24 protein-coding genes are annotated in these 21720 nt (G+C 36.8%); 13 read left to right on the forward strand and 11 right to left on the reverse strand.

All coding sequences use genetic code 11. The features are described from left to right. The first annotated feature begins 446 nt into the window (after positions 1-446). Positions 447-1688, forward strand: a complete 1242-nt coding sequence (locus V2145_RS04455; protein ID WP_311857048.1) for an MFS transporter — start codon at positions 447-449, stop codon at positions 1686-1688. Between the two features lie 17 nt (positions 1689-1705). Here V2145_RS04455 and V2145_RS04460 read toward each other — a convergent pair whose 3' ends face one another. From V2145_RS04460 to V2145_RS04475, 4 genes are all read right to left on the reverse strand, one after another. Further along, positions 1706-2029 (reverse strand): DUF3889 domain-containing protein, encoded by a 324-nt coding sequence (locus V2145_RS04460; RefSeq protein WP_311857051.1) that lies wholly within the window; start codon positions 2027-2029, stop codon positions 1706-1708. Between the two features lie 242 nt (positions 2030-2271). Beyond that, complete coding sequence (locus tag V2145_RS04465) at positions 2272-3417, reverse strand: CapA family protein (RefSeq protein WP_311857054.1); 1146 nt, start codon at positions 3415-3417, stop codon at positions 2272-2274. 106 nt (positions 3418-3523) lie between these two features. Then, positions 3524-4630 (reverse strand): GerAB/ArcD/ProY family transporter, encoded by a 1107-nt coding sequence (locus V2145_RS04470; RefSeq protein WP_131888143.1) that lies wholly within the window; start codon positions 4628-4630, stop codon positions 3524-3526. A gap of 17 nt (positions 4631-4647) precedes the next feature. Further along, positions 4648-4881: a hypothetical protein gene (locus V2145_RS04475; protein ID WP_094912482.1), complete on the reverse strand. Its 234-nt coding sequence runs from the start codon at positions 4879-4881 to the stop codon at positions 4648-4650. 168 nt (positions 4882-5049) lie between these two features. Between V2145_RS04475 and V2145_RS04480 the strand changes: the two genes are divergently transcribed. Beyond that, a complete protein-coding gene (locus V2145_RS04480) occupies positions 5050-5232 on the forward strand; it encodes a CsbD family protein (protein WP_094912481.1) in 183 nt (60 codons plus the stop codon). A 252-nt stretch (positions 5233-5484) separates the two neighbouring features. On the opposite strand, the gene V2145_RS04485 is transcribed toward V2145_RS04480, so the two are convergent. Further along, the gene (locus V2145_RS04485) at positions 5485-6027 is read right to left on the reverse strand and encodes a recombinase family protein (protein WP_311857059.1); all 543 of its coding nucleotides are present in this window, start codon (positions 6025-6027) and stop codon (positions 5485-5487) included. A gap of 175 nt (positions 6028-6202) precedes the next feature. Between V2145_RS04485 and V2145_RS04490 the strand changes: the two genes are divergently transcribed. After that, on the forward strand, positions 6203-7666 hold the full coding sequence (locus V2145_RS04490; RefSeq protein ID WP_330987357.1) for a SulP family inorganic anion transporter: 1464 nt from the start codon (positions 6203-6205) through the stop codon (positions 7664-7666). A gap of 117 nt (positions 7667-7783) precedes the next feature. Here V2145_RS04490 and V2145_RS04495 read toward each other — a convergent pair whose 3' ends face one another. After that, the gene (locus tag V2145_RS04495; RefSeq protein WP_311857065.1) at positions 7784-8335 is read right to left on the reverse strand and encodes an HPP family protein; all 552 of its coding nucleotides are present in this window, start codon (positions 8333-8335) and stop codon (positions 7784-7786) included. A gap of 291 nt (positions 8336-8626) precedes the next feature. On the opposite strand from V2145_RS04495, the gene V2145_RS04500 reads away from it, so the two are divergent. Next, a complete protein-coding gene (locus tag V2145_RS04500; protein WP_330987358.1) occupies positions 8627-10675 on the forward strand; it encodes a glycosyltransferase family 39 protein in 2049 nt (682 codons plus the stop codon). A gap of 46 nt (positions 10676-10721) precedes the next feature. Here the strand turns inward: V2145_RS04500 and V2145_RS04505 are convergent, their stop codons facing one another. Beyond that, entirely contained in the window at positions 10722-11639 is a 918-nt protein-coding gene (locus V2145_RS04505; protein ID WP_311857485.1) for an iron-hydroxamate ABC transporter substrate-binding protein, read from the reverse strand. A gap of 133 nt (positions 11640-11772) precedes the next feature. After that, positions 11773-12021 (reverse strand): SunI/YnzG family protein, encoded by a 249-nt coding sequence (locus V2145_RS04510; RefSeq protein ID WP_094912620.1) that lies wholly within the window; start codon positions 12019-12021, stop codon positions 11773-11775. 90 nt (positions 12022-12111) lie between these two features. On the opposite strand from V2145_RS04510, the gene V2145_RS04515 reads away from it, so the two are divergent. After that, the gene (locus V2145_RS04515) at positions 12112-12276 is read left to right on the forward strand and encodes a hypothetical protein (RefSeq protein WP_179289273.1); all 165 of its coding nucleotides are present in this window, start codon (positions 12112-12114) and stop codon (positions 12274-12276) included. Between the two features lie 27 nt (positions 12277-12303). Next, positions 12304-12879 carry a hypothetical protein gene (locus V2145_RS04520; RefSeq protein ID WP_094912476.1) on the forward strand — a complete coding sequence of 192 codons (576 nt, stop codon included), beginning with the start codon at positions 12304-12306 and terminating at the stop codon, positions 12877-12879. Positions 12880-12942: 63 nt separating this feature from the next. Here V2145_RS04520 and V2145_RS04525 read toward each other — a convergent pair whose 3' ends face one another. Continuing rightward, positions 12943-13626 (reverse strand): CPBP family intramembrane glutamic endopeptidase, encoded by a 684-nt coding sequence (locus tag V2145_RS04525; RefSeq protein WP_094912475.1) that lies wholly within the window; start codon positions 13624-13626, stop codon positions 12943-12945. 143 nt (positions 13627-13769) lie between these two features. On the opposite strand from V2145_RS04525, the gene V2145_RS04530 reads away from it, so the two are divergent. After that, complete coding sequence (locus tag V2145_RS04530) at positions 13770-14726, forward strand: GH25 family lysozyme (protein WP_094912474.1); 957 nt, start codon at positions 13770-13772, stop codon at positions 14724-14726. A gap of 21 nt (positions 14727-14747) precedes the next feature. On the opposite strand, the gene V2145_RS04535 is transcribed toward V2145_RS04530, so the two are convergent. Both V2145_RS04535 and lexA read right to left on the reverse strand, forming a co-directional pair. Beyond that, positions 14748-16193, reverse strand: a complete 1446-nt coding sequence (locus V2145_RS04535; RefSeq protein ID WP_311857073.1) for a hypothetical protein — start codon at positions 16191-16193, stop codon at positions 14748-14750. A 107-nt stretch (positions 16194-16300) separates the two neighbouring features. Next, positions 16301-16921, reverse strand: coding sequence for a transcriptional repressor LexA (lexA, locus tag V2145_RS04540; RefSeq protein WP_094912472.1), 621 nt, complete (start codon positions 16919-16921; stop codon positions 16301-16303). 144 nt (positions 16922-17065) lie between these two features. On the opposite strand from lexA, the gene yneA reads away from it, so the two are divergent. From yneA to V2145_RS04570, 6 genes are all read left to right on the forward strand, one after another. Next, positions 17066-17401 carry a cell division suppressor protein YneA gene (gene yneA, locus V2145_RS04545; RefSeq protein WP_094912471.1) on the forward strand — a complete coding sequence of 112 codons (336 nt, stop codon included), beginning with the start codon at positions 17066-17068 and terminating at the stop codon, positions 17399-17401. 75 nt (positions 17402-17476) lie between these two features. Beyond that, on the forward strand, positions 17477-18148 hold the full coding sequence (locus tag V2145_RS04550) for a YneB family resolvase-like protein (protein ID WP_131888136.1): 672 nt from the start codon (positions 17477-17479) through the stop codon (positions 18146-18148). A 64-nt stretch (positions 18149-18212) separates the two neighbouring features. Next, positions 18213-18443 carry a DUF896 domain-containing protein gene (locus V2145_RS04555; protein WP_094912469.1) on the forward strand — a complete coding sequence of 77 codons (231 nt, stop codon included), beginning with the start codon at positions 18213-18215 and terminating at the stop codon, positions 18441-18443. 179 nt (positions 18444-18622) lie between these two features. Further along, the gene (tkt, locus tag V2145_RS04560) at positions 18623-20629 is read left to right on the forward strand and encodes a transketolase (protein ID WP_094912467.1); all 2007 of its coding nucleotides are present in this window, start codon (positions 18623-18625) and stop codon (positions 20627-20629) included. Positions 20630-20770: 141 nt separating this feature from the next. Next, positions 20771-21211, forward strand: coding sequence for a sporulation inhibitor of replication protein SirA (gene sirA / locus V2145_RS04565; RefSeq protein WP_094912465.1), 441 nt, complete (start codon positions 20771-20773; stop codon positions 21209-21211). A 90-nt stretch (positions 21212-21301) separates the two neighbouring features. Then, positions 21302-21514 carry a YneF family protein gene (locus tag V2145_RS04570; protein ID WP_025908276.1) on the forward strand — a complete coding sequence of 71 codons (213 nt, stop codon included), beginning with the start codon at positions 21302-21304 and terminating at the stop codon, positions 21512-21514. The last annotated feature ends 206 nt before the right edge of the window (positions 21515-21720 follow it).

Genomic DNA, 21720 nt, shown 5'->3' on the forward strand with positions numbered 1-21720 from the left:
TCCTCCTCTAACTAGGTGTTTTCCCTGTTCATCATATGCAGGCGATGTCAGAAAGGGAGGAAGTGTGCTAAAAATGGGCGTTGAAAAGTTAAAGTGTTTTATTCACTTTTGTAAAGCATATGGAATTCCTTCAGTAGTTAGTAATTGTTCAAAGTCATTGTAGTAAGGAAGCAATTTGTCCGCTGTTTCAAAATCCACCCATTCAACTTTTAAAATGTTTTCTTCAACAATTTTTCCTCCTTTGCTCTCTTCATTCTTATAGTACAGATACACTACATGATGAATATTCTTAGAGAGGGGCAAAAAAACAACAAAATTAGAATATTATGTAAAAAAAGTGATTACTATGATAAAATAAAAAGTAATCAGAATGAGCGGGAGGAAGTCCGATGTAAAAGTCTCTTACATTTATAAGCTAAAAACTAAATAAGATGTGAGGGATTTCTATGTCAAAATTTCATAAAGAACAATCATTTCGCTTTCTGTGGATTGGACAAATGCTAGCGAATTTAGGTGATGTATTATATATTGTGAGCTTAACAGCAGCAGTATATCACATAACTAAATCAGTTACCTTTATGTCCTTAATTCCCTTTGTTATTACAATGACAGCGTTAGTAAGCGGTATCGTCGCGCCTTTAATTATTGAAAAGCATCACTTGAAGGCAATTCTATGTTACTCTCAGGCTGGGAAAACGATTTTTTTGCTAGTGCTTTGTTTTATGACATGGCATATAAGAATAGACCTTTTATGGCTAATCTATATAGTAATTGGATGCGTGTCATTTTTAGATGGAGCTGCATCACCAGCTCGCAATGCCCTTGTCCCAAGCTTAATCGCAGAAGAGCGGCTTATAAAAGCAAACAGCTTTTTAGCTATGACTGATCAAATAACAAGACTTATAGCTTGGCCGGCTGGAAGCATACTTATGATATGGTGGGGCGAAGCTAATATGCTATGGTTTACTTTTTTGCTGTTTACCATTTCATCCGCTTTTATGTGGTGTATTCATGTAGAAGGTATCCAAAAAAGCGCAGAAGCGTCATCCAAGCTAGCTGTGGTTAAGGAAGGGTGGACAGTTATTTGGAATTCAAAACAGCTGCGGACAACTAGCATAATGACGATGTTAGAAACTGTGGCTGGAGGGGTTTGGATTGCAGCGATTATACTGGTGTTTGTCGAAGAAAGTCTTCATCAAACGTACGTGTGGTGGGGGATTATCAATGCAGCTTTCTTTGCGGGAATGTTAGTAAGCGGAGCGCTTGTATATCGTTATTCAAAAGTAATGGAGAAAAATTTAGGTCAAGCGATGGTATGGTCCTCGTGTTTCCTAACGGTTCTTACTTTTTGGTTTGGCACGAATTCTATAGCGTGGTTAGCTGCTATAATTTCACTATTGTACGGCTTACCACAAATGGCGAGAGACGTTGCAGAAGTGACTATTATTCAAAAGAATGCCAAGAAAGAGCTGCTAGCAAAAGTACATTCAGCAAGAAATACACTAATCTACGGATCTTTTGGACTTTCTTCGTTACTATTTGGATATATAACAGATTACTTTGGTGTTCGTGTAACGTTTACAATTGCAGCAGGTTTTTGTTTGCTTTCCTTTTTTATTGCAATTCTGAATAGAACTAACCTTATTCAACTATCAGCTGTTAATAATAGAGAAAACCAAGTTGGCTAATCTGCCACTTGGTTTTTTCATTCTTCTTTAAAGTTTATCTTTGAAACAGCTTCTGACGATGTGTTAAATTCAATTGAAACAATTACCGTGAATTTTCGATTGTTTTCATTTAACCAAAGCTTAAAAATTTCTTTTGACATACTGCCTTGTTGTTCTCTTTTTACATGTAAATAGTCATAAATAGCGGCTTTTGGATACTTTTCTTTTGTTTTTTGCATCGCAAGCTTTCCCCACTTTGCGTAAGCAGGCTCTCTAGATTCTGCTGCATAAGCATGAGGAAACGAAGCAAGGTGGGTGAACGAAATAAAAATGAGTGTTAAGCATAAAAGTAACTTTTTCACTAAAATCGACCTTTCTAGTATTAATTGAAATAAATTACGTTTCTTTAGCATTCCTTTTCCTTATCACAGGACTTGTTGATTTTTTGCAAAAGCATAGTGTTAAAAAAAGTGCTTTCACAGCTGTGCTAGCTATTCTTAGTGTGTGAAAGATGATGGAATTTATGTTAGAATTCTAAAAACGAATACATAAAAGGTAATGGTCTCTGTGTTAAAAACCTCAATGCTTCCCAACCAGTCTTATTTTATTTAATTTCTTGATTATAAACCAGCCAATTAGGTTTTGATATTTGAGAAGACCGTTCCAAAATTTTATTCATGACACGATCTTTCTCGGAGCCTTCGAGAGGCGTGGGTTGGTAGTTGTTTCTAGACGCGATAGACGAAATGCTATAGGGAATAATAGCAATATCCTTTTTATCAGTTAACTTCTTGTTTTTAAAATGAAAGGTTTGTTGAAAAACAAAGGTATCTTTATCTCTAGGATTCTTATTACCCCCAAACATGAAATTTCCTAGGCTATATACAATAAATTTTCCTTGATATTCTTCAATACCTTGCACAACATGAGGATGATGACCTAAGATGACGCTTGCGCCGCTATCAATTGTATAGCGAGCTAGTGCTTGTTGGCTTTCAAGCGGGATTTCACTTCGTTCTACTCCCCAGTGAAAATGAACAATAATAATGGCTGCTCCTTGTGTTTTTAATGTTTGAATATCACGATTAATTTGTGATCGTAAATTTCGCGTATCGTCCCATCCCTCATAGCCCAGAGCTCCCACCTTTATTCCTTTGATTTCTTTTATATAGGTATGCCCGTTTCCAAAATATCCGATATGCGCATCCGTCAGATGACGAATCGTATCTTTGTATCCTTGTTCTAGGTAATCGTATGTGTGATTGTTTGCTAGGTTAACGGCTTCAATGTTAGCGAGTTGTAATATTTTTGTATAAGACGGATCTCCTTTAAAACGAAATTTTTTAGCAGCCTTTGCGGTCGCAGTCGTTAAAGGAGTTTCTAAGTTAACCGTTGTCAAATCATCACGACTAAATAAAGTAGATATATGTTCAATGAAAAAAGGAAGCCCATTTTGCTTCGCCTCATCATTGAAGCTATTAGGATAAGGAAAAGTTTCGTCACTCCCAATGGTAAAATCACCAGCAGCGCTAATCTTTATTGTTGTGCCTTTTGTTTCCTTCGGATAAGTAGCTACTTTTTTTTCAGAAACATTAGCTGGTTTCTCGAACGTAGACACTTGCTGCCTCGCTTTTTTCGAATCGCCACCAGTGTTAATAACTGCTAGGTAAATAATGCAAGCAAGTACAGCGATTGTAATGATTCCTCTTTTACGAACTCTGATTTCTCGGTTATTAATCTTTAATTTCATTTTTATTGTTCCTCCAAAGCTATTCTGTTCTTAGTAAACAGAATAGCTTTGGAGTATTTCAATGGTATCTCCACTTGTTTCTAATTTGTATCGAAGAATGAAAAAGTTATACGTTTGCTTCAGATTGACGTTTTTTGCGAAATATCCCCACTATAAAAAGAAGCAGTGGATAGATCAATCCGAAAATTAAGCTATAAGATAGCCACGTCTCACTATCCCAATTTCTTTGGTAACTAATGCTTGGATAGACAGTAATTGATAATACAATAGCCATAATAGCAAAGGGCATGGTAAAAGCTTTATACTCTTTTAATCCAAAAATTTGTGCAAAGCTTGAGACTGTACTGTAAAAGTAAATAGCTAGCTTAAAGTACAGAGAAATAAACCACATAATGGCAATGATAATTTCGATTCCTTGCAGAAATGTACCCATGTTAATTCTCATTCCTAGCTCATAACTAGGATAAGAAGCACTTGCAGAAAGAAATGGTCCTAAAACCAAAGTACTTAATAAAATGAGAATGCACATAATGGCTCCACCTATAATACCACCTTTTAAAAAGGAAGGTTTTGCTTCTTTAAGCCGGCTTATATGAGCTGGATATAGCATAAGTAAAGCAGGAAAAGTAAGATAGCTAATATTAACAAAAGTAAATGTAGAGCTAATAAGTGATTTTAAGTCTATAGCCACTATAGGCTGAAGATTTTTAAAATCGCTTTGTGGCGTAATAAAACAGATTAACGCAATAAATGGTATGACAAACCATGGAAATAAAATTTGAGCTGACCTTGCTAAATTTTCTACTCCTGATCGAACTCCAATCGCTACAACAAGCATAAATGCAATATTGATTAATAAAATAGGAGTTTCGTCAATTACCTGTGTGGCTAAAAAGCTTCCTAAGTAATATAAAACTTCACCACAAAACAAGAAGACAGAAAGAAAAAAAAGAAGAGATACAGCCTTGCCAACCCACTTCCCTAGAAGATATTCATTTAGTTCAATTAGCGTTTTATCAGGAGAAAGATTCCCGATTGCCGCATATAACTGAATAAGAATAACGCCAATTATAATTCCTAAAAGAGCCGGAATCCATGCGTCTTGTTTTGCATCAGCAGCTATAGCTGAGGGTACAACAAGAATAGCGCTTCCTACACAGTGCAACGTGACCAATATTCTAAACTGAGTAGGGGATATTTTATTTTTCTTCATAGTTGTTTCACCCATTTTTATCTTAGAATCTGAACTAGAATATCAGTAAGAGGTTTTAAAAGAAAAGCAACCCCGTTTAAAGGATTAGGAACGTCTTGTAATACACCCCTAGCCATAACCATGCTAAAGCTAATTGCAAGCAAAAAAATAAGCACTTTAAATTCTTTGTGCATGTTTGCTTTTCGTAAACGAGGAACGTCAATCTTTAGAATAAATATCGAAGCTAAGACAAGACAGATTATAGGAATCATTTTTATTTCATGCACTCCTGTTGCGTTGGTTACGTTTAGTTATTGCCTTAGTGAAAGGTTTTTATCAGTTTAGTTAAAAAATTGCTTGTTTTAACATGAGAAATTCGTTTCATGACGAGACGCGTCGGGTATACAAAATATAACAAATCAAATATAGGAGGGATTGCAATGAGTAATCAAAATCAGGGTTTAGGAGATAAAGTAAAAGGTGCTGTTAACAAGGCAAAAGGTGAAGTAAAAGATCAAGTAGGTAGCGCGACAAACAACAAAAAACTTCAAGCAAGCGGTAAAAAAGATAAGGCAAAAGGACAAGTACAAGAAGGTGTAGGAAAGTTTAAAGACGGTCAGTAAACTGGTGAAAAAGTAGGCATTGTATTGGACAAGCCTGCTTTTTTTAATTAAACAAAGTATTATGAAATTAAAGTAAGTGGATTTTATAGAGGAATGAGTGCTACTATTACATTATTGGTACGAACAATACCACCATACCCCTTTGACTTAAAGTCAAAAAATCCTAGTTATCCCCTTGATAACTAAGACCTTACTGGTCAATTTTAGTTTGATGTAGATGAAAAAGCGCTGCTTGCGAGCAGCGCTTTTTCGTTATCCTTCTAAATATCGATATAGCGTTGACTTACTAATTCCCGTTTTTTCTTTAATATCTGATAATGTGTAGTTTTTGCTTTGATACATTTCAATTGCCTTTTTTACATTTTCATCTGGTTTTCGTGGACGCCCAGTCGAAACTCCTTTTTTCTTCGCTCGTGAGACCCCTTGCTTTGTTCGCTCGCTAATAACATCGCTTTGGAAGTCTAAAAGATGCTTTACTGTATGTACAAATATCTTTCCATTAGATAAGCTCGTATCAATGTCTTCATCAAGAAATTGAACGTATGCTCCTTTTGCTTGAATTGCTTCAAGCAGCTCCAAAAGGTGTCTAGTAGAGTCAGCTAACGTGAAGAAACGTTTAACAACTAGCTGATCATTTGCTAAAAGACTATCAATTAAGTTTGCTAACTGAACTCGTTTTTTTGCAGAGCCATGTTCTTCTTTTATAATAGTATCGCATGGAATTTCTTTTAGAGATAGTTCTTGATTCTTACAGTTTATATCTCCTTCGTAAGGCCTCATGTATCCAATAATCATCTCACTGCTCCCTTGCTAATTAGTGCATGTCTTTTATCATACCACAAAGAAAATTATAAATAAAAAGTATCAAAAAGGTTCCATTTTGGGAAAAAGAGTGGTAGACTACTTTTTGTTGAAGACGAATTCGGCTTGCGAGTAGCGAGTCAAAATAAAAGGATAAGAGGTGCAGGATTTGGTAGATAAAATTAAGCAAGAATGGTTTTCAAACATCCGTGCTGACGTACTAGCAGGAATCGTAGTTGCTTTAGCACTAATTCCAGAAGCCATTGCATTTTCGATTATTGCAGGCGTTGATCCGATGGTGGGTTTGTATGCTTCGTTTTGTATTGCCGTTATTATTTCATTCGTTGGTGGCAGACCAGGAATGATTTCAGCAGCAACAGGCGCTATGGCTTTACTGATGGTACCATTAGTAAAAGGCTACGGACTAAACTATTTATTAGCAGCGACTATTTTAACAGGAGTGATTCAACTTTTATTTGGTATTTTTAAAGTAGCTAAGCTAATGAAATTTATTCCAAGAGCGGTTATGATAGGCTTTGTAAACTCTTTAGCTATTTTAATTTTTATGGCTCAGGTTCCACATTTTTTTGGAATCTCTACTTTAACATACGTGTTTGTAGCAATTACACTCATCATTGTGTATCTTGTACCACGATTTTTTAAAGCAATTCCAGCACCGCTTATTGCCATTGTCGTGTTAACCATTGTGGCTATATCAAGTGGTGCAGACTTACGTACAGTAGGAGACTTAGGAGTAATTAAACAATCCTTACCGTCGTTTTTGATTCCAGACGTTCCGTTTACGTTTGAAACCCTTACTATTATCTTTCCGTACTCTGTTGCATTAGCTATTGTTGGATTATTAGAGTCGCTTTTAACAGCGACAATTGTAGATGATATGACGAATACTGAAAGTGATAAAAATAAAGAAGCAAAGGGTCAAGGTATCGCTAACTTTGTGACAGGATTTTTTGGTGGAATGGCAGGATGTGCGATGATTGGACAGTCAGTCATCAACGTTAAATCAGGTGGTCGAAGTCGCTTGTCGACTTTCGTAGCTGGAATGTTTTTGATGTTTTTAATTCTGATTTTAGGTCAACTTGTTGTGCAAATTCCAATGCCTGTACTCGCTGGAATTATGATTATGGTTTCCACCGGAACGTTCGATTGGTCTTCCTTTAAATATGCTGTTACCGCACCAAAAGGTGATGTAATTGTCATGATTGTCACGATGGCAATCGTTGTGGCAACACACGACTTATCAAAAGGAGTTATTGCAGGCGTAATTTTAAGTGCAGTGTTATTTGTAGCAAAAATCTCAAAGATTAATCTTTATCAAAAGGTAGAAGGTTCCAACTTACTTGTTAACGTAGAAGGACCTTTATTCTTTGCTTCAGTTGAAAGCTTTGTAAATGCTTTTGACTTTACAGCTGATGCTAAATCCGTCGTTATTAACTTTTCAAATGCCAAGGTTTGGGATGATTCAGCTGTAGGTGCTATTGACAAGGTTGTGATGAAATATCGCGAACATGGAACGAATGTTGCAATTGAAGGATTAGATTCGACTAGTAAAAGATTAGTAGATAAGCTCGCGATTTATGATCGCTCAAATGTTAAGCCGTCAGCTCATTGAGTTTAAAACTTTATTATTGGAGATAGGCTACTAACTATAGCCTTGATCTTGTTTAGATTGAAAAAACGGATACGTGTGTATCCGTTTTTTTGAAGTCCAATTTATGAAGTAGCGCAGTCAAAACCAATGCGTCGGATACTGCCTTGCACGAAAGGCATTATTATAGATGGTTGAAATAAACACGACTACCAAAGCACCGAAAACAATAGGAAGTAGAAACTTCCACGTTACTTCGTTATTGATGGCAACGAGAGCACTAGCTGCTGCTGGAGGGTGCATTGTTTCTGTAAGAGCCATAAGAAAAAGGACAAATGCTAATACAAACACGAGGGAAAAAACACTTTTGCCTAGTAAACCAAGTATAATAATTGCGCAAGTTGTAGAAAGAAAGTGTCCTCCAATGACATGTCGAGGTTGTGAAAGTAAACTTTTGTGAGCACCGAAGACTAAAATACAGCTTGCACCAAGAGGAGCTATAGCCATAGGGTAACCTAGGTGTAAAACGATAAAACTAACGACAAGCATGGCAATTAATGCACCTGCAGCAGAAATAGTTGAATCTATATAATCGATTTTTCCGCGTTGTCTCATAGTTCCTTTCATTTTCTTAAAATATGAAATAAAAACAATAGTAGATTGGTGAGCATGCTTTGTAAGTTTCTTTTCCACAGTAGCAAGTAAAGCTCCTTTCCAAAACAGTTATGTTAAGTATAGAATGTTTTATCTATTTAAATATTCTATAATAAAAACTATTTTGTTCAAGGGGCTATCAATTTTTCAAACTAATAGAACATTCAAGCTTGTAGGTAATTATTTAAATAAAAGCATCCAAAACTCGAGAAGATGATTTTAATAATAGGCACTTAAATAGATAATCATTCATGAATTTTTCACCGTTCATTTTCAGTTCACATTTCCTTGCTAAACTGTGTAACAAATGATGAACAAAAGGAGAAGTTTATGAAAAAAATCACGCAACGATTGGATCTAGTATTAGTTTTAAGCTTGGTAGCTACACTAGTATTAAATACATACAACATTTGGCAGGACGGGGCTGCGAACCAATATTATTTAGCTGCGGTGAAAAGCATGACTCAGAGCTTTCACAATTTCTTTTACGCTTCATTTGACCCGTCTGGCTTCGTGACGGTGGATAAACCACCTGTTGTGCTATGGATTCAAACTATTTTTGCACTTTTGTTTGGCGTGCACACATGGAGCGTGATCTTACCCCAAGCCCTTGCTGGAGCAGGATCAGTTTACTTACTTTATAAAATGGTTCAACCGACGTTCGAAGATGGAGCAGCTCGAATTGCTGCAATTGTCATGGCGTTAACTCCTATTGCAGTAGCAGTAAGCCGAACGAATAATATTGACAGTCTGTTAGTATTTACACTTCTTTTAGGTACTTGGTGTTTAATGAAATCGCTGAAATCAGGAAAGATCCTTTGGCTTATATTTGCTTTTGGACTAATTGGACTGGGCTTTAATATGAAAATGCTTCAAGCATTTATGGTATTACCAGCTTTTATCGTCATGTACGCTGTTGCTGCACGGAAGTCAGTAAAAAAAAGAATTTTATCACTTATACTGTCTATGTTTGTATTAGCAAGCGTTTCGCTATCGTGGGCTTTGGTAGTAGAGTACGTGTCAGAAGATAATCGTCCTTACGTTGGTAGCAGCCAAACGAATTCAGTTTTGGAGTTAGCTTTTGGTTATAACGGTACGGAACGTCTTTTAGGGCAAACAACAGGAAATGCAAGAGCTGGAATGGGCGGATTTGGAGAACAAGGAAGTGTTCAGGCATCAAAGAATATATCAATTCCTGACGACTCAGAAAGTGACGATGCTCAAGGGACACCTCCGTCAATGAACGGAAATAATCAGCCGCCGCAAATGCCTCAAAATCAAGGGGATGGTGGACCTCCAGGAAACAATAATTCAAGAGGGCCACAAGGAAGTGTAGGAACTGGAGGTAGCCAAAGTATGAATATGTTTGGAACAGGTGAAGCAGGTCCACTTCGATTATTTCAGTCGGCTTTATCTGGGCAAATTAGCTGGGTGTTGCCTTTTGCATTAATGGGAATTTTAGCGGTAGCACTGACCGCATTTCGTGAGCGAAGAAAGAAAGAATGGCAAGAAGCGATGTTTTGGACTGCATGGCTGGTTCCAGTAGCCGGGTTTTTTAGCATTGCGGGATTTTTTCATCACTACTATTTAATTATGCTTGCTCCTCCAATTGCCGCTTTGTGCGGGATTGGCTGGAGTGCAATGTATCGCTTATACAAAGAGTGTAACGATTGGAAAAGTTATTTACTACCCGCAGCAGTGGGAGTTACTGTCATCTTTCAAACGTATATTCTAGGCTCTTACACAGAGCAAATTGGAAGCGTATGGATGTATACATTAGGTATTGTAGGTGTAATGCTGACAGTTGCTTTTGTTATACTGAAGAGTCACGACATAGCTAGAAAAAGACTGTCAATTATCAGTTTATGTATCCTTTTGATAGCGCCAATGTATTGGTCTGTGACTCCTATCCTTTACGGTGGAAGTAGTGTACTCCCCGAATCAGGGCCGCAGCTTAGCAACTCAATGAACGGAGGTGGAATATTTAGCTCAAACGTGAATAGCGAGCTTCTTTCATACCTTCGCGAAAATAATACGGGAGAAGAGTACTTATTTGCGACGCTCACAACCGTTACGGCCGCACCTTATATTATTGATGCTAATGAAAGCGTCATGGCATTAGGAGGGTTCAACGGTACGGACCCTATTCTAACAACGAGTGAGCTAGAGGGTCTTGTAAAGAAAGGGAAGGTTAAATATTTTTTACTGAGCGGGGATAACTCAGGAAATAGCGAACTTGTTAAATGGATTAAAATTCATGGTGTCGAAATTTCACAAGAACACTATTTAAGTGAAGAAGACCAAGGGAAGAATAATCTTGGTATGGATCGAGGTTTTGGTAGTAGAAACCAAGAGGCGCTTTATAAAATAGAAATATAGAATAATAGAAAAAGGTACGAGGTGTCAAACCTCGTACCTTTTTCTATTATTCTTTAAGGAATGACTTTTCATAAAAGCTTAAAAGATGTTCTAGCGTAATAGGATCGCTGTAAGTTGATGCTTTGGCATTGATTTCAAAAACCTGGCCATTTTTTACAGCAGGGATGTTTTTCCATACTGCTGTTTTTAAAAATGAATTGTCCCCGTCTGCATACTTACTTAAAATCATATAATCACCAGCAAACTCAGGAAGAAGCTCGGCAGAAATCGTATGAATACCGGATTTAAGCGCCGTTTCTTTAACTTTTTCAGGCATGTTTAAACCCATAGCTTGATATAAGATTTCCGTTCCGCGTGCGTAGTTGTTTCCAAACACATAAAATTCTTTGTTGCCACTTTCAATAACCGAAACCGTCGCGTCTTCACCGATTTTTGCACGAATTTCTTCACCAGCAGCAGCTGCACGCTTTTTAAAATCATCGACCCATGCGGTAGCTTCAGCTTCTTTATTTAGTAGCTTTCCGATTTCAATTTGCTGTGATAAATAGTCAAGCTTCCCCCATGTAAAAGCAACGGTAGGAGCAATTTCGCTTAATTTTTTTATGTTTTTCATTTCTGAGCCAGCAATGATTAAATCAGGCTCTAACTCCATAATTTTTTCTAAATCATCTTCTGATACAACTTCTACCCCTTTTACTTTTTCTTTAAAAAGTGGGTTTGCGCTGCTCCATTCATCAATTCCAACGATGTTGCCATCTAGAGACATTACGTTAGGGCCGTTAGAAAGAGCGATAATACGCTTGGGGCTTTTAGGAACTTCTATCGATCCATTTTCAGCTTCATACGTAAATGTTTCACTTTTGTTTCCACCTTCGTTTTGAGAGACCGTTTCTGCGTTGTTACCACACGCACTCACTAGTATCGCAAGCAACAGCAAAAATGGAATAGTTAAGAGCTTCTTCAGTGTAATCTACCCCTTTATGTATATTGTTAATAATGATAATCATTTTCAATTATATAGTAGAAGAAAACATTGTCAATAAAAAGTACTAAATAAAAACCTTTGAGAGTAGTGTCAAAGGTTTTTAGACAAAGCTTTATGAAATTTCTTTTAAAATAGCAGGAAGATTTGTTGTGAAAAGGAGATAGGGTTGCTTTTTGGTTTTGATGCAAATTCGATCAGTCGTTCCGTATGGTGTACCAATACGAATTGAGTCATCTTGTTGACCACCATATGTATCATCTTCTTGAATCTCAATAATATCATCAAGAGGAATCGTAAACGTAGAGAGCTGCCACTTAATAACTAACTGTTCATTCGTCTTTTTGACTGTAATCCCAAACATCATATCACCCTTCCAATGTATATAACATTATTTTACAATTGAACCAAATATCAAACAAGTAATTTTCTGCCACTTAGATAGGTGGGTTGAATGGAAGGAAGGATTATGAACACGTTCATGTCGCATCAAGTTTTAAAACCAAAAGAAGTTGTAAAGAATTTGGAAAATCTTATAGAAAAGCAAAGCCACGTTCAAACATACGATTGGACACAGTTTCTACCTTTACATAAAAATGAAAAAAGAGGGCATAGATAAGTGTACGCTCTGTAGAGGGGGATTTTGATGAGTGAAGAACAGTATTGGCAAACGATTCATAAAACCCAAGATCACCTAAATCATTTATTTTATGATTATTGGAAGCAGTATTCAGACTTTGGAAACTGGCAGTTTTGGGCTGTTTTAGCATTAGCAGTATTCCCGCTTGTATTACTTTGTTTTACGGTAGACCGAAAACGAATTTTTGAGCTTTTTTTCTTCGGCTATACGGTGCATATTCTATGGACTTATATTGATATTGCGCTTGGGCGAAGTAACCACCTTACACATGCTTATTTTCTAATTCCGATATTACCAAACGCATCTAACATTACCGCTTCTGTACTTCCAGTTGGCTTTTTACTTCTCTATCAATATTGCACAAAACACAGTAAGAACTTTTATATCTATACCATTATAGTAAGCGCGCTCTTTGCATTTGGCTTAGCACCGTTAGAAAAAAGTTTAGGATTAATTGAAGCGCGTAAGAGCATGAATTTATTTTACGTGTTTCTAATAGACCTAGGTATTGTATACTTTGCTTATTGGATTACTAAATGGCTATTAAATATTCAAAAGAAAGAGCAAGCTTTAGATAAATAAAAAAAGAATGTTGAATACTCAACATTCTTTTTTTATTTAAGCAGAACAGTTGTGTGTAAACATTTAAGCCAGAGCTGCCAATACAATCGCAATTCCGTTAAAAACGCCGTGGATAATCATTCCCGGTACCACAGAACCTGTTTTTTCATAAGCCCAGCATAGAATAATGCCAGATATGAAATTAACTAGCAATGTATTGTAGGTTGGCAAGTGAGCCAATGTAAATAATAATGAGCTGATAAGAGTGGCATTGAAAATACCCCATCGTCGAAACCAACGATACAGAAAACCTCGATAAAAAATTTCTTCGTATACAGGAGAAACAATACTAGCTGATATAAAACCAATCATAAAATTCATAAAGGTTAAACGTGATTGAAGACTTTCAGTTTTTTGATTGCTTGTACCAATGCCAAGTAACTCCATTACTATCACAGCTATGATACTCATTATAATTAATAGAAGAGTTAGCCAAGTAATGGTTATCCAAGCCTTTTGAGGGAATGTTTTTAATCCTACTTCTGTCCAATGAAGATGATTAGGCCGTAAAGCTACTACGTAAACACCTACTGTGAAAAGAATGGCCATCACCAATCCAGTTAATGTACCCGCATATAAATCATTTTGTAAAATAGCGTTTAGCTCTTTTTTGAAAAGATATTCAATTGCAATAGGTACAACAATAAACACAAGGCCTAATAATAGCGTTAGTTCTTTCCAACTCCATATACGCTTATTCCAATTCATTTTTTCAACTCCTAAGTAATGGGCTGCCTTTATGTATATTAGCTGTGCATGAACAATATCCTTTTTAATTTTGATTGAGGTTATTGCTTTGCATCAATACTTTTTTCTGCTAGGGTAGTACAAAAGCATAGGAGCGTGATGATATGCAAAATCGTAGTGTGCATAATCCATTGATTATTGATGTGTCACATCATCAAGGAAAAATTGATTGGAACCGAGTAGCTAGATCCGGCGTGCAGGGGGCATATATTAAGTTAACAGAAGGGAAAACGTTTACAGATCCAAGGGTATATGAGAATTACGATGGAGCTAAGAGAGCTGGTTTACCTGTTGGCTTTTATCACTATGCGCACTGTACCAACGACCCTAAACAGGAAGTGGCCTTTTTTTTACAGCAGCTTCAGTCAATGGAGTTTGATTTTCCCCCATGCCTAGATTTAGAAGTCAATAAAGGGAAAAGTCCTGAGTTTGTCTCTAGGTTTGGACAAGCATGGCTAAAGGAAATGGAGAAAAATACAGGTGTACAGCCGTTGTTATATAGCGGCTACCACTTTGCTAAAACATACTTCTCAAAGGAACTTTCTCATTATCCTCTTTGGATTGCTCGTTATAGTAGCAGCAATCGCGCAGAAGGATTTGATTGCCCGGGAAATCTACTTGGTTGGTCAGAATGGGCCATGTTTCAATATACAGATCAGGGAAAAGTTGAAGGAATTTCTACACATGTCGACTTAAATGAAATGAACATTGCGTTTTTTCAAGATATCACTGAGGCCAAGCCAGGCATACTAAGCACAGTGGCAACCTCTTTTCAACAAATAAAAAGTCAATTTGTGAAAAGACCTAAATCTTCTCTCCCCAAGAGCATATTAAAGAAGGGAGCAAGGGGAGAAGAAGTATACACGCTTCAAAAAGCTCTGGCATCAGTTTACTTTTATCCTAATAAATCGGCTCCTAATCATGGCATAGATGGAATTTATGGAGCAAATACGGCTGATGCGGTTGCTCGTTTTCAAAAGGTCTATTTGCCAAAGGAAGTAGATGGAATTTACGGACCGAATGTTCGAGTAAAATTAGAGAAAGTGATGAAAGAACAATGACGAGCATAGAACCTATGCTCGTCATTGTTGAAGGCGGTCTTTAATTAGCTTATATAGGGCGTTTATACCTAGGCTAATGCTAATTGTAATTCCTGATAAGGCAACGATAAATGCGATGTATTCAAACATTGAATAATCTTTTATCGCACTCCAATTTAGGTTTTTATTCCAGCTTTCGATAACTAAGTTCATTCCATAGATACCAGATAAGACAGTATAGATTGTTAAAATTAATAGTAGATAATTATGCCGCTTCCCTGCAATTTTTTCTTGATTTTGATATAAAGTCCCAAGTGTTTCTTTCACCTCTTGATAGAGTGAATCAATGTGAAACGTCTTTTTGAAAAGTCTAGAAAATTCTTGCCCTTCCGTTCGGGAACTGATTTCTAAAAACAAGTATTTACCCGAAAAGAGCGTGATGGAGCGAATGAGTCGTTCAATGTCATTTTGGTCTTTTTCAAATGTAAGTTGCGAATATTGATAAGATAGTTTCAATAGTACAATCTTATAAAAGAAATGTAAAAATAAATTATAGTAGTGCTGACCAAATAGATGATTCATTAACATTTGATCCGTCTCTTCATCAGCTGAATGTGAAATACAAGAAAAAACGTGATCTGTTACAACATAGTATGTTTCGGGCATCCATCGCTTGTATACGTGTTGATCATTGTATTCGTCAATATATTGTTGGTTTCTAGCTGAAATAAATGGTTTACCGCCAGTATCATAGCTGTTCAGTTGTCCAGTTCGAAATAATGTTCCACTGCTAATAGGCTGTTCATTGTTGACGGTCACATAACTTAGTACGTACATGCGTTCATCAATAAAATAAGGCAAACTTCCAAAGTGTTTGCTGTGCTGTGTTTCTTGCTCAATATAAGGTTTTAGAAACGGGGTTAAATTTGAAAAAATATAATCTTGTACTTTATCATAGGTTTTATTTTCGTATGTAATGGTTGCTCCATGCTCTTCAGCCAGTTTAGGCTCCAATACGCGAAACTGATTCATAAATTCAATGACGTCATCGTACGAATAATGGTTTCCCTTTACTTCGGTACGAATCGTCATTACACCGATTTCAAATGGGCATAAAAAAATATCAATAGACAACACTTCGTTTAAAATGGTTGACGCCTTTGTTTCAAATGTAATCTCTTGATTCATTTTTTTTGAAAATCGAATAAGTCCAGTTTCTTTCGTTGATTGAGGAAAAAGAATACATTCAATATAAGGAAGAAAATATTGATCAAGACTAGCATGAGAAACAAAGTAGTCCTCGCTATAAAATTTCTTTTCTAAATCTTTATTTTCTAGAGAAAAAAAGTCAAACTCATGTTTATTAAGAGCGGAAATTAAATCTTTTTTCTCTTTTCGATTAAAAGAAAAAGGAAACAAGAACATATTCATTGCACGATTAGGTGTAATATCTTGAAAAGGAGAGTTCATTGCTTGCGGCTTATTCACTAAAAAATCCCTCCCTTACGTTTTTCATTGTGGCTCTTTAAGTAATATACCTATATTTGACCAAAAAAAAACATAAAGAAACCAGCTGATTTTCCAGCTGGTTTGTTTTAATGAATAGAACGGTATACTCCAATGACTTTTCCTAAAATAGTTACATGGCGTAAGATAATAGGTGCCATTGTAGAGTTTTCTGGCTGTAAGCGAACAAAATTATCTTCTTTAAAGAAACGTTTTACAGTTGCTTCGTTGTCTTCGGTCATTGCTACAACAATATCGCCGTTATTAGCTGTTTGTTGTTGGCGAACAATTACCATATCTCCATCTAAGATACCAGCTTCAATCATACTTTCTCCCATGATTTCTAGCATAAATACTTGCTCATCAGGAGAGGCATACTTGTCAGGTAATGGAAAGTACTCTTCTACATTTTCAATTGCAGTAATTGGAAAACCCGCCGTAACTTTACCAATAACAGGAACATTTATCACTGCGCTGTGTGGAATGGTCACATCAGCCTCTGCTTGAAGAATCTCAATTGCTCTTGGTTTTGTTGGATCTCTACGAATTAGCCCTTTGCTTTCTAAACGAGCTAAGTGCCCGTGAACTGTTGAACTAGATGCTAAACCAACTGCTTCACCAATTTCACGAACAGATGGCGGATATCCTTTTAATTTCACTTCATGCTTAATGAAATCTAGTATTTCTTGTTGCCGTTTTGATAGCTTCATATATTTCACCTCATCTTTAGCTATTCTTTGCTATAAATTATATCATGGCTATATATAATATACAAACATAAGTTCGAAAAAACCCATTGACAGAAACGGGTGTTCGCAATAAAATGAGAACATACATTCTGAGGGGGATTTGAGATGAGACCATTAATTGAATCTATTAAGCATTACACTACCTTTTTTGTGGTTATCGCCGCACTTACATATGTCTTGACGTTATTATTAGGAGCAGATAGAGTGGAGTTAGAAAAATACACAACTGTTACCATTGCAAAGGGTGATACTATTTGGGAATTATCCCAAGAATATAGTAAGCATCATAATTTATCACCAAACGAATTTGTAGAATGGGTCCAAAATATGAATGAGCTAACTGTTCCATCTACACAGTCGCTTTCTCCGGGAGATCAGCTATATATTCCGGTACTAAAATCTGAGTTAGCAAGTGATCATCAGATTGCTTTTGATAAATGAACTAGAACTACGAGTCCCCTGCTAAATGATGGTAGGGGTTTTATTATTTTGAAATAAAGAAAGGGAGCTAGATAGATGAAAGCAGTTATCTATTGTCGAGTAAGTACAGATAAAGAAGCGCAAGAAACATCGTTAAAGAGGCAGGAAGAAGAGTTAATGCAGCTTGCTAAGGTGCATAATTTTACAGTTGGTGAAGTTATCTCTGAAAAAGCAAGCGGTTATGAAGTTGACCGAGAAGGAATATTAGAAGTGTTAGAATTGGTAAAATCAGAAGGTGTTTCGACCTTGCTCATTCAGGATGAGACACGACTAGGACGAGGGAATGCAAGGATTGCTTTATTACATGCATTAAATAAGGAAAAAGTAGCAATTTATACGATTAGTCATCAGGGACAGCTACAGCTATCAGAAGCTGATTCCATGTTGTTAAACATCATTAGCTTGGTAGAGGAACATCAAAGGAAATTACATAATGCAAAGATTAAACGAGGGATGAAAAGAGCGGTTGCCAATGGTTATCATCCAGAGCATAATTTAAAGAACCAGCATGTAAACTCAGGTAGAGACCGAAAGGAAGTTCCTATAGAAGAGATTGTACAACTACGTAACAACGGCTTAACGTTTGCAGAAATTGCTGTCACCCTAAAGGGCTTTGGCTATAAGGTGTCAAAAGCAACTGTACATCGTCGCTATCAGGAGTACTGCGATGATCAAGGCGAGCTTCTTGCTAAAAAACAAGAGATTTAGTAAGATGTGTGTACGTATTGTATTATGGTTTAAATTGTATTAAAAAGCGAGGAGTTCTGACAAAATGTTGTCTAAAGATAAAATGGCACGAATCAATCACCTATCTAAAAAATCAAAGGCGGAAGGTTTAACAGAAGCTGAAGCCACAGAGCAGCAAGAGCTTCGTAAAGAATACTTACAAACGTTCCGTCAATCAATGACAAATCACCTTCATACAATCAAAGTCGTTGATGAAAAAGGGAATGACGTAACCCCTAAAAAACTGAAAGATAGCAAAAAGAAGCGTCTACACTAAGGCGATAGTTTGCTGTGGTGCAAAAACTAGAGAAATGAGTTTCTCTAGTTTTTTGTATATTTTTGCGTTTGGAAACGAAAAATGTAAAAGTACGAAAAAAAACGAATCAAATATTGTACAAAATCGTGAATCATTAGTATGATTACATATATACATAGTTTTGAAAGGAATGAAGAGTTATGACACAACGTATTGAAGATCTTTCAATTGCAACAATTCGTACTTTATCAATTGATGCTATCGAAAAAGCAAACTCAGGTCACCCAGGTATGCCAATGGGAGCAGCTCCAATGGCTTACACGCTATGGACAAAGTTTATGAACATTAATCCATCAAATCCAGATTGGTTTAACCGTGATCGCTTTGTTTTATCAGCAGGACATGGTTCAGCACTTTTATATAGCTTATTACACTTAGCAGGCTATGACCTATCAATCGACGATTTAAAAAACTTCCGTCAATGGGGAAGTAAGACACCGGGTCATCCAGAGTATGGTCACACAGCAGGTGTTGATGCAACAACTGGTCCATTAGGACAAGGAATTGCAATGGCGGTTGGTAAAGCAATGGCCGAGCGTCATTTAGCTGAAACATATAACAAAGAGGGACTTGAAATCGTTGACCACTTTACATACGGTATTTGTGGTGACGGAGACTTAATGGAAGGTGTATCAGCTGAAGCAGCTTCACTAGCAGCGCACTTGAAATTAGGTCGCCTTGTCGTGCTTTATGATTCAAACGACATCTCATTAGACGGAGACTTAGACCGTTCATTCTCTGAGAACGTAGAAGATCGTTTCAAAGCTTATGGATGGCAAGTAATTCGCGTAGAAGATGGAAATGACTTAGAAGAGCTTTCAAATGCAATTGAAGCAGCTAAAGCAGATCTTTCTCGTCCAACTTTAATTGAAGTTAAAACAACAATTGGCTATGGCTCTCCAAACCATGCAGGAACATCAGGCGTTCATGGTGCTCCACTAGGCGCAGATGAGACAAAATTAACAAAAGAGGCTTACAGCTGGACGTTTGAAGAAGATTTCTATGTGCCAGAAGAAGTTTATGCTCACTTTAAAGCAACGATTGCTGATGAAGGTGCAAAGAAAGAAAAAGAATGGAACGACGTTTTTGCTCAGTATAAAGAAAAACATCCTGAGCTAGCCGCTCAATTCGAATTAGCTGTCCAAGGTAAACTTCCAGAGGGCTGGGAACAACAATTACCTGTATATGAAACAGGTTCAAGCTTAGCAACTCGTGCTTCATCAGGTGAAGTATTAAACGCAGTAGCACAAGCTGTCCCTCAATTCTTTGGTGGTTCAGCAGACCTTGCTGGTTCAAACAAAACAATGATTAAAGGTGCAGAAGACTTTACTGCAAAAGCTTACAGTGGACGCAACATCTGGTTTGGTGTTCGTGAATTTGCAATGGGTGCAGCGCTTAACGGTATGGCTCTTCATGGTGGTGTGAAAGTATTCGGAGGTACATTCTTCGTATTCTCTGATTACCTACGTCCAGCAATTCGTCTAGCAGCATTAATGAAGCTGCCTGTTACGTATGTATTTACTCATGACAGTATTGCAGTTGGTGAAGATGGTCCAACACATGAGCCAATTGAGCAACTACCTTCATTACGTGCAATGCCTGGTCTATCAGTTATTCGTCCAGCAGATGCTAACGAAACAGCTGCAGCGTGGCGTTTATCATTAGAGTCTACAGATACGCCAACAGCGCTTGTGTTAACTCGTCAAAACTTGCCGACTCTTGAGGGTACAAATGAAACTGCTTATGAAGGTGTTTCAAAAGGAGCTTACGTTGTATCAAAAGCAGGTAAAGAACAAGCGGACGCACTTCTACTTGCAACTGGTTCTGAAGTAAGCTTAGCAGTAGACGCACAAAAAGCACTTGAAGCAGAAGGTATTTCAGTGGCTGTTGTCAGCATGCCATCATGGGATCGCTTTGAGAAGCAGTCAGCTGAGTATAAAGAAAGTGTTATTCCAAAATCAGTGAAGAAGCGCTTAGGTATTGAAATGGCTTCGACATTAGGTTGGGAACGTTACGTAGGTGACGAAGGTCAAGTTCTTGGCATTAACCACTTCGGTGCTTCTGCTCCTGGTGAAACAATTATGAAGGAATTTGGCTTCACAGTTGAGAACGTTGTAGCAAGAGTAAAAAGCATGTTAAATGCATAATTATTGAAAAAGAGCAGGTCCTTTGGGCCTGCTCTTTTTGTTTCGACAAAAAAACAAAAGAATTTTTGCATCAATAGACAACCATTGCAAGATGAACAAGCTATAATAAAAAAAATAAAAGGAGAAAGAAGGAGGAGAAGTATGAGAACATATGAAGTATATTTAATGGAAGACGAAGTAGCAAAAGCATATTTTCAGAGAGAGAAGCTTGTTTTTCAACTATTTGTGGATTATAAAATGAAGAGAGGCTTAGAAGATCAATATCTTCAAAAACAGGTTGAATACATTACAAGACCTCTTGCTATTTCATACATTCAGCGCGCAATACTTCAAACATTTTCTCAATACCCTCACTTCTTTATACACAATGATCATTTCGTTTTAGAATACCCACATAAAAAAAGTCGAGCTTCACTCAAAATAAATAGTCAATGTATAACGATTGAAGGAGATGGAAATGTTGATGCAGAGACCGCTTTCTTTGAAGTGCTGCGAAAGCTTGATGCGTGCTATTTAGCAATTAATTATGGGACAGAAGAGTACGGGTGGCTAAGACCTGTTAAAACAAGAAAATATGTGTAATTATTTAAGGAAATTAGTCTGGAAATATTGTATATTGGCGAATGATTTAGTACACTGTAAGGTAGACAACACGAAGGAGGAAGTTGTAGTATGTGGCCATATATTCTAGTTGGTATTCTAGCATTGCTTGCTGGGGTAGCGCTAGGATTTTTCATTGCTCGTAAATACATGATGAGCTACTTTAAGAAAAATCCACCAATTAATGAACAAATGTTAAAAATGATGATGATGCAAATGGGCATGAAACCATCACAGAAGAAGATTAACCAAATGATGAAAGCGATGAACAGCCAAATTAAATAATGGTTAATTGGACAGACACTCTCAGCTTAAAAGGGTGTCTTTTTTGTTCACTAAGCACTATAAGGTGGAATAGAGCTAGCTTAATTATCAATGTGTTATAAAAAGCATCAACTCCTGCGTGTATATTAAGTATGTACTGACGATGGCATGTGGTTGTGTTAAAATATGTAAACAGTATACCGTTTTAATTGTTAGAAAATATAGAA

This window comes from Priestia sp. GS2 (genome assembly GCF_036409025.1).
Taxonomy (GTDB): domain Bacteria; phylum Bacillota; class Bacilli; order Bacillales; family Bacillaceae_H; genus Priestia; species Priestia aryabhattai_A.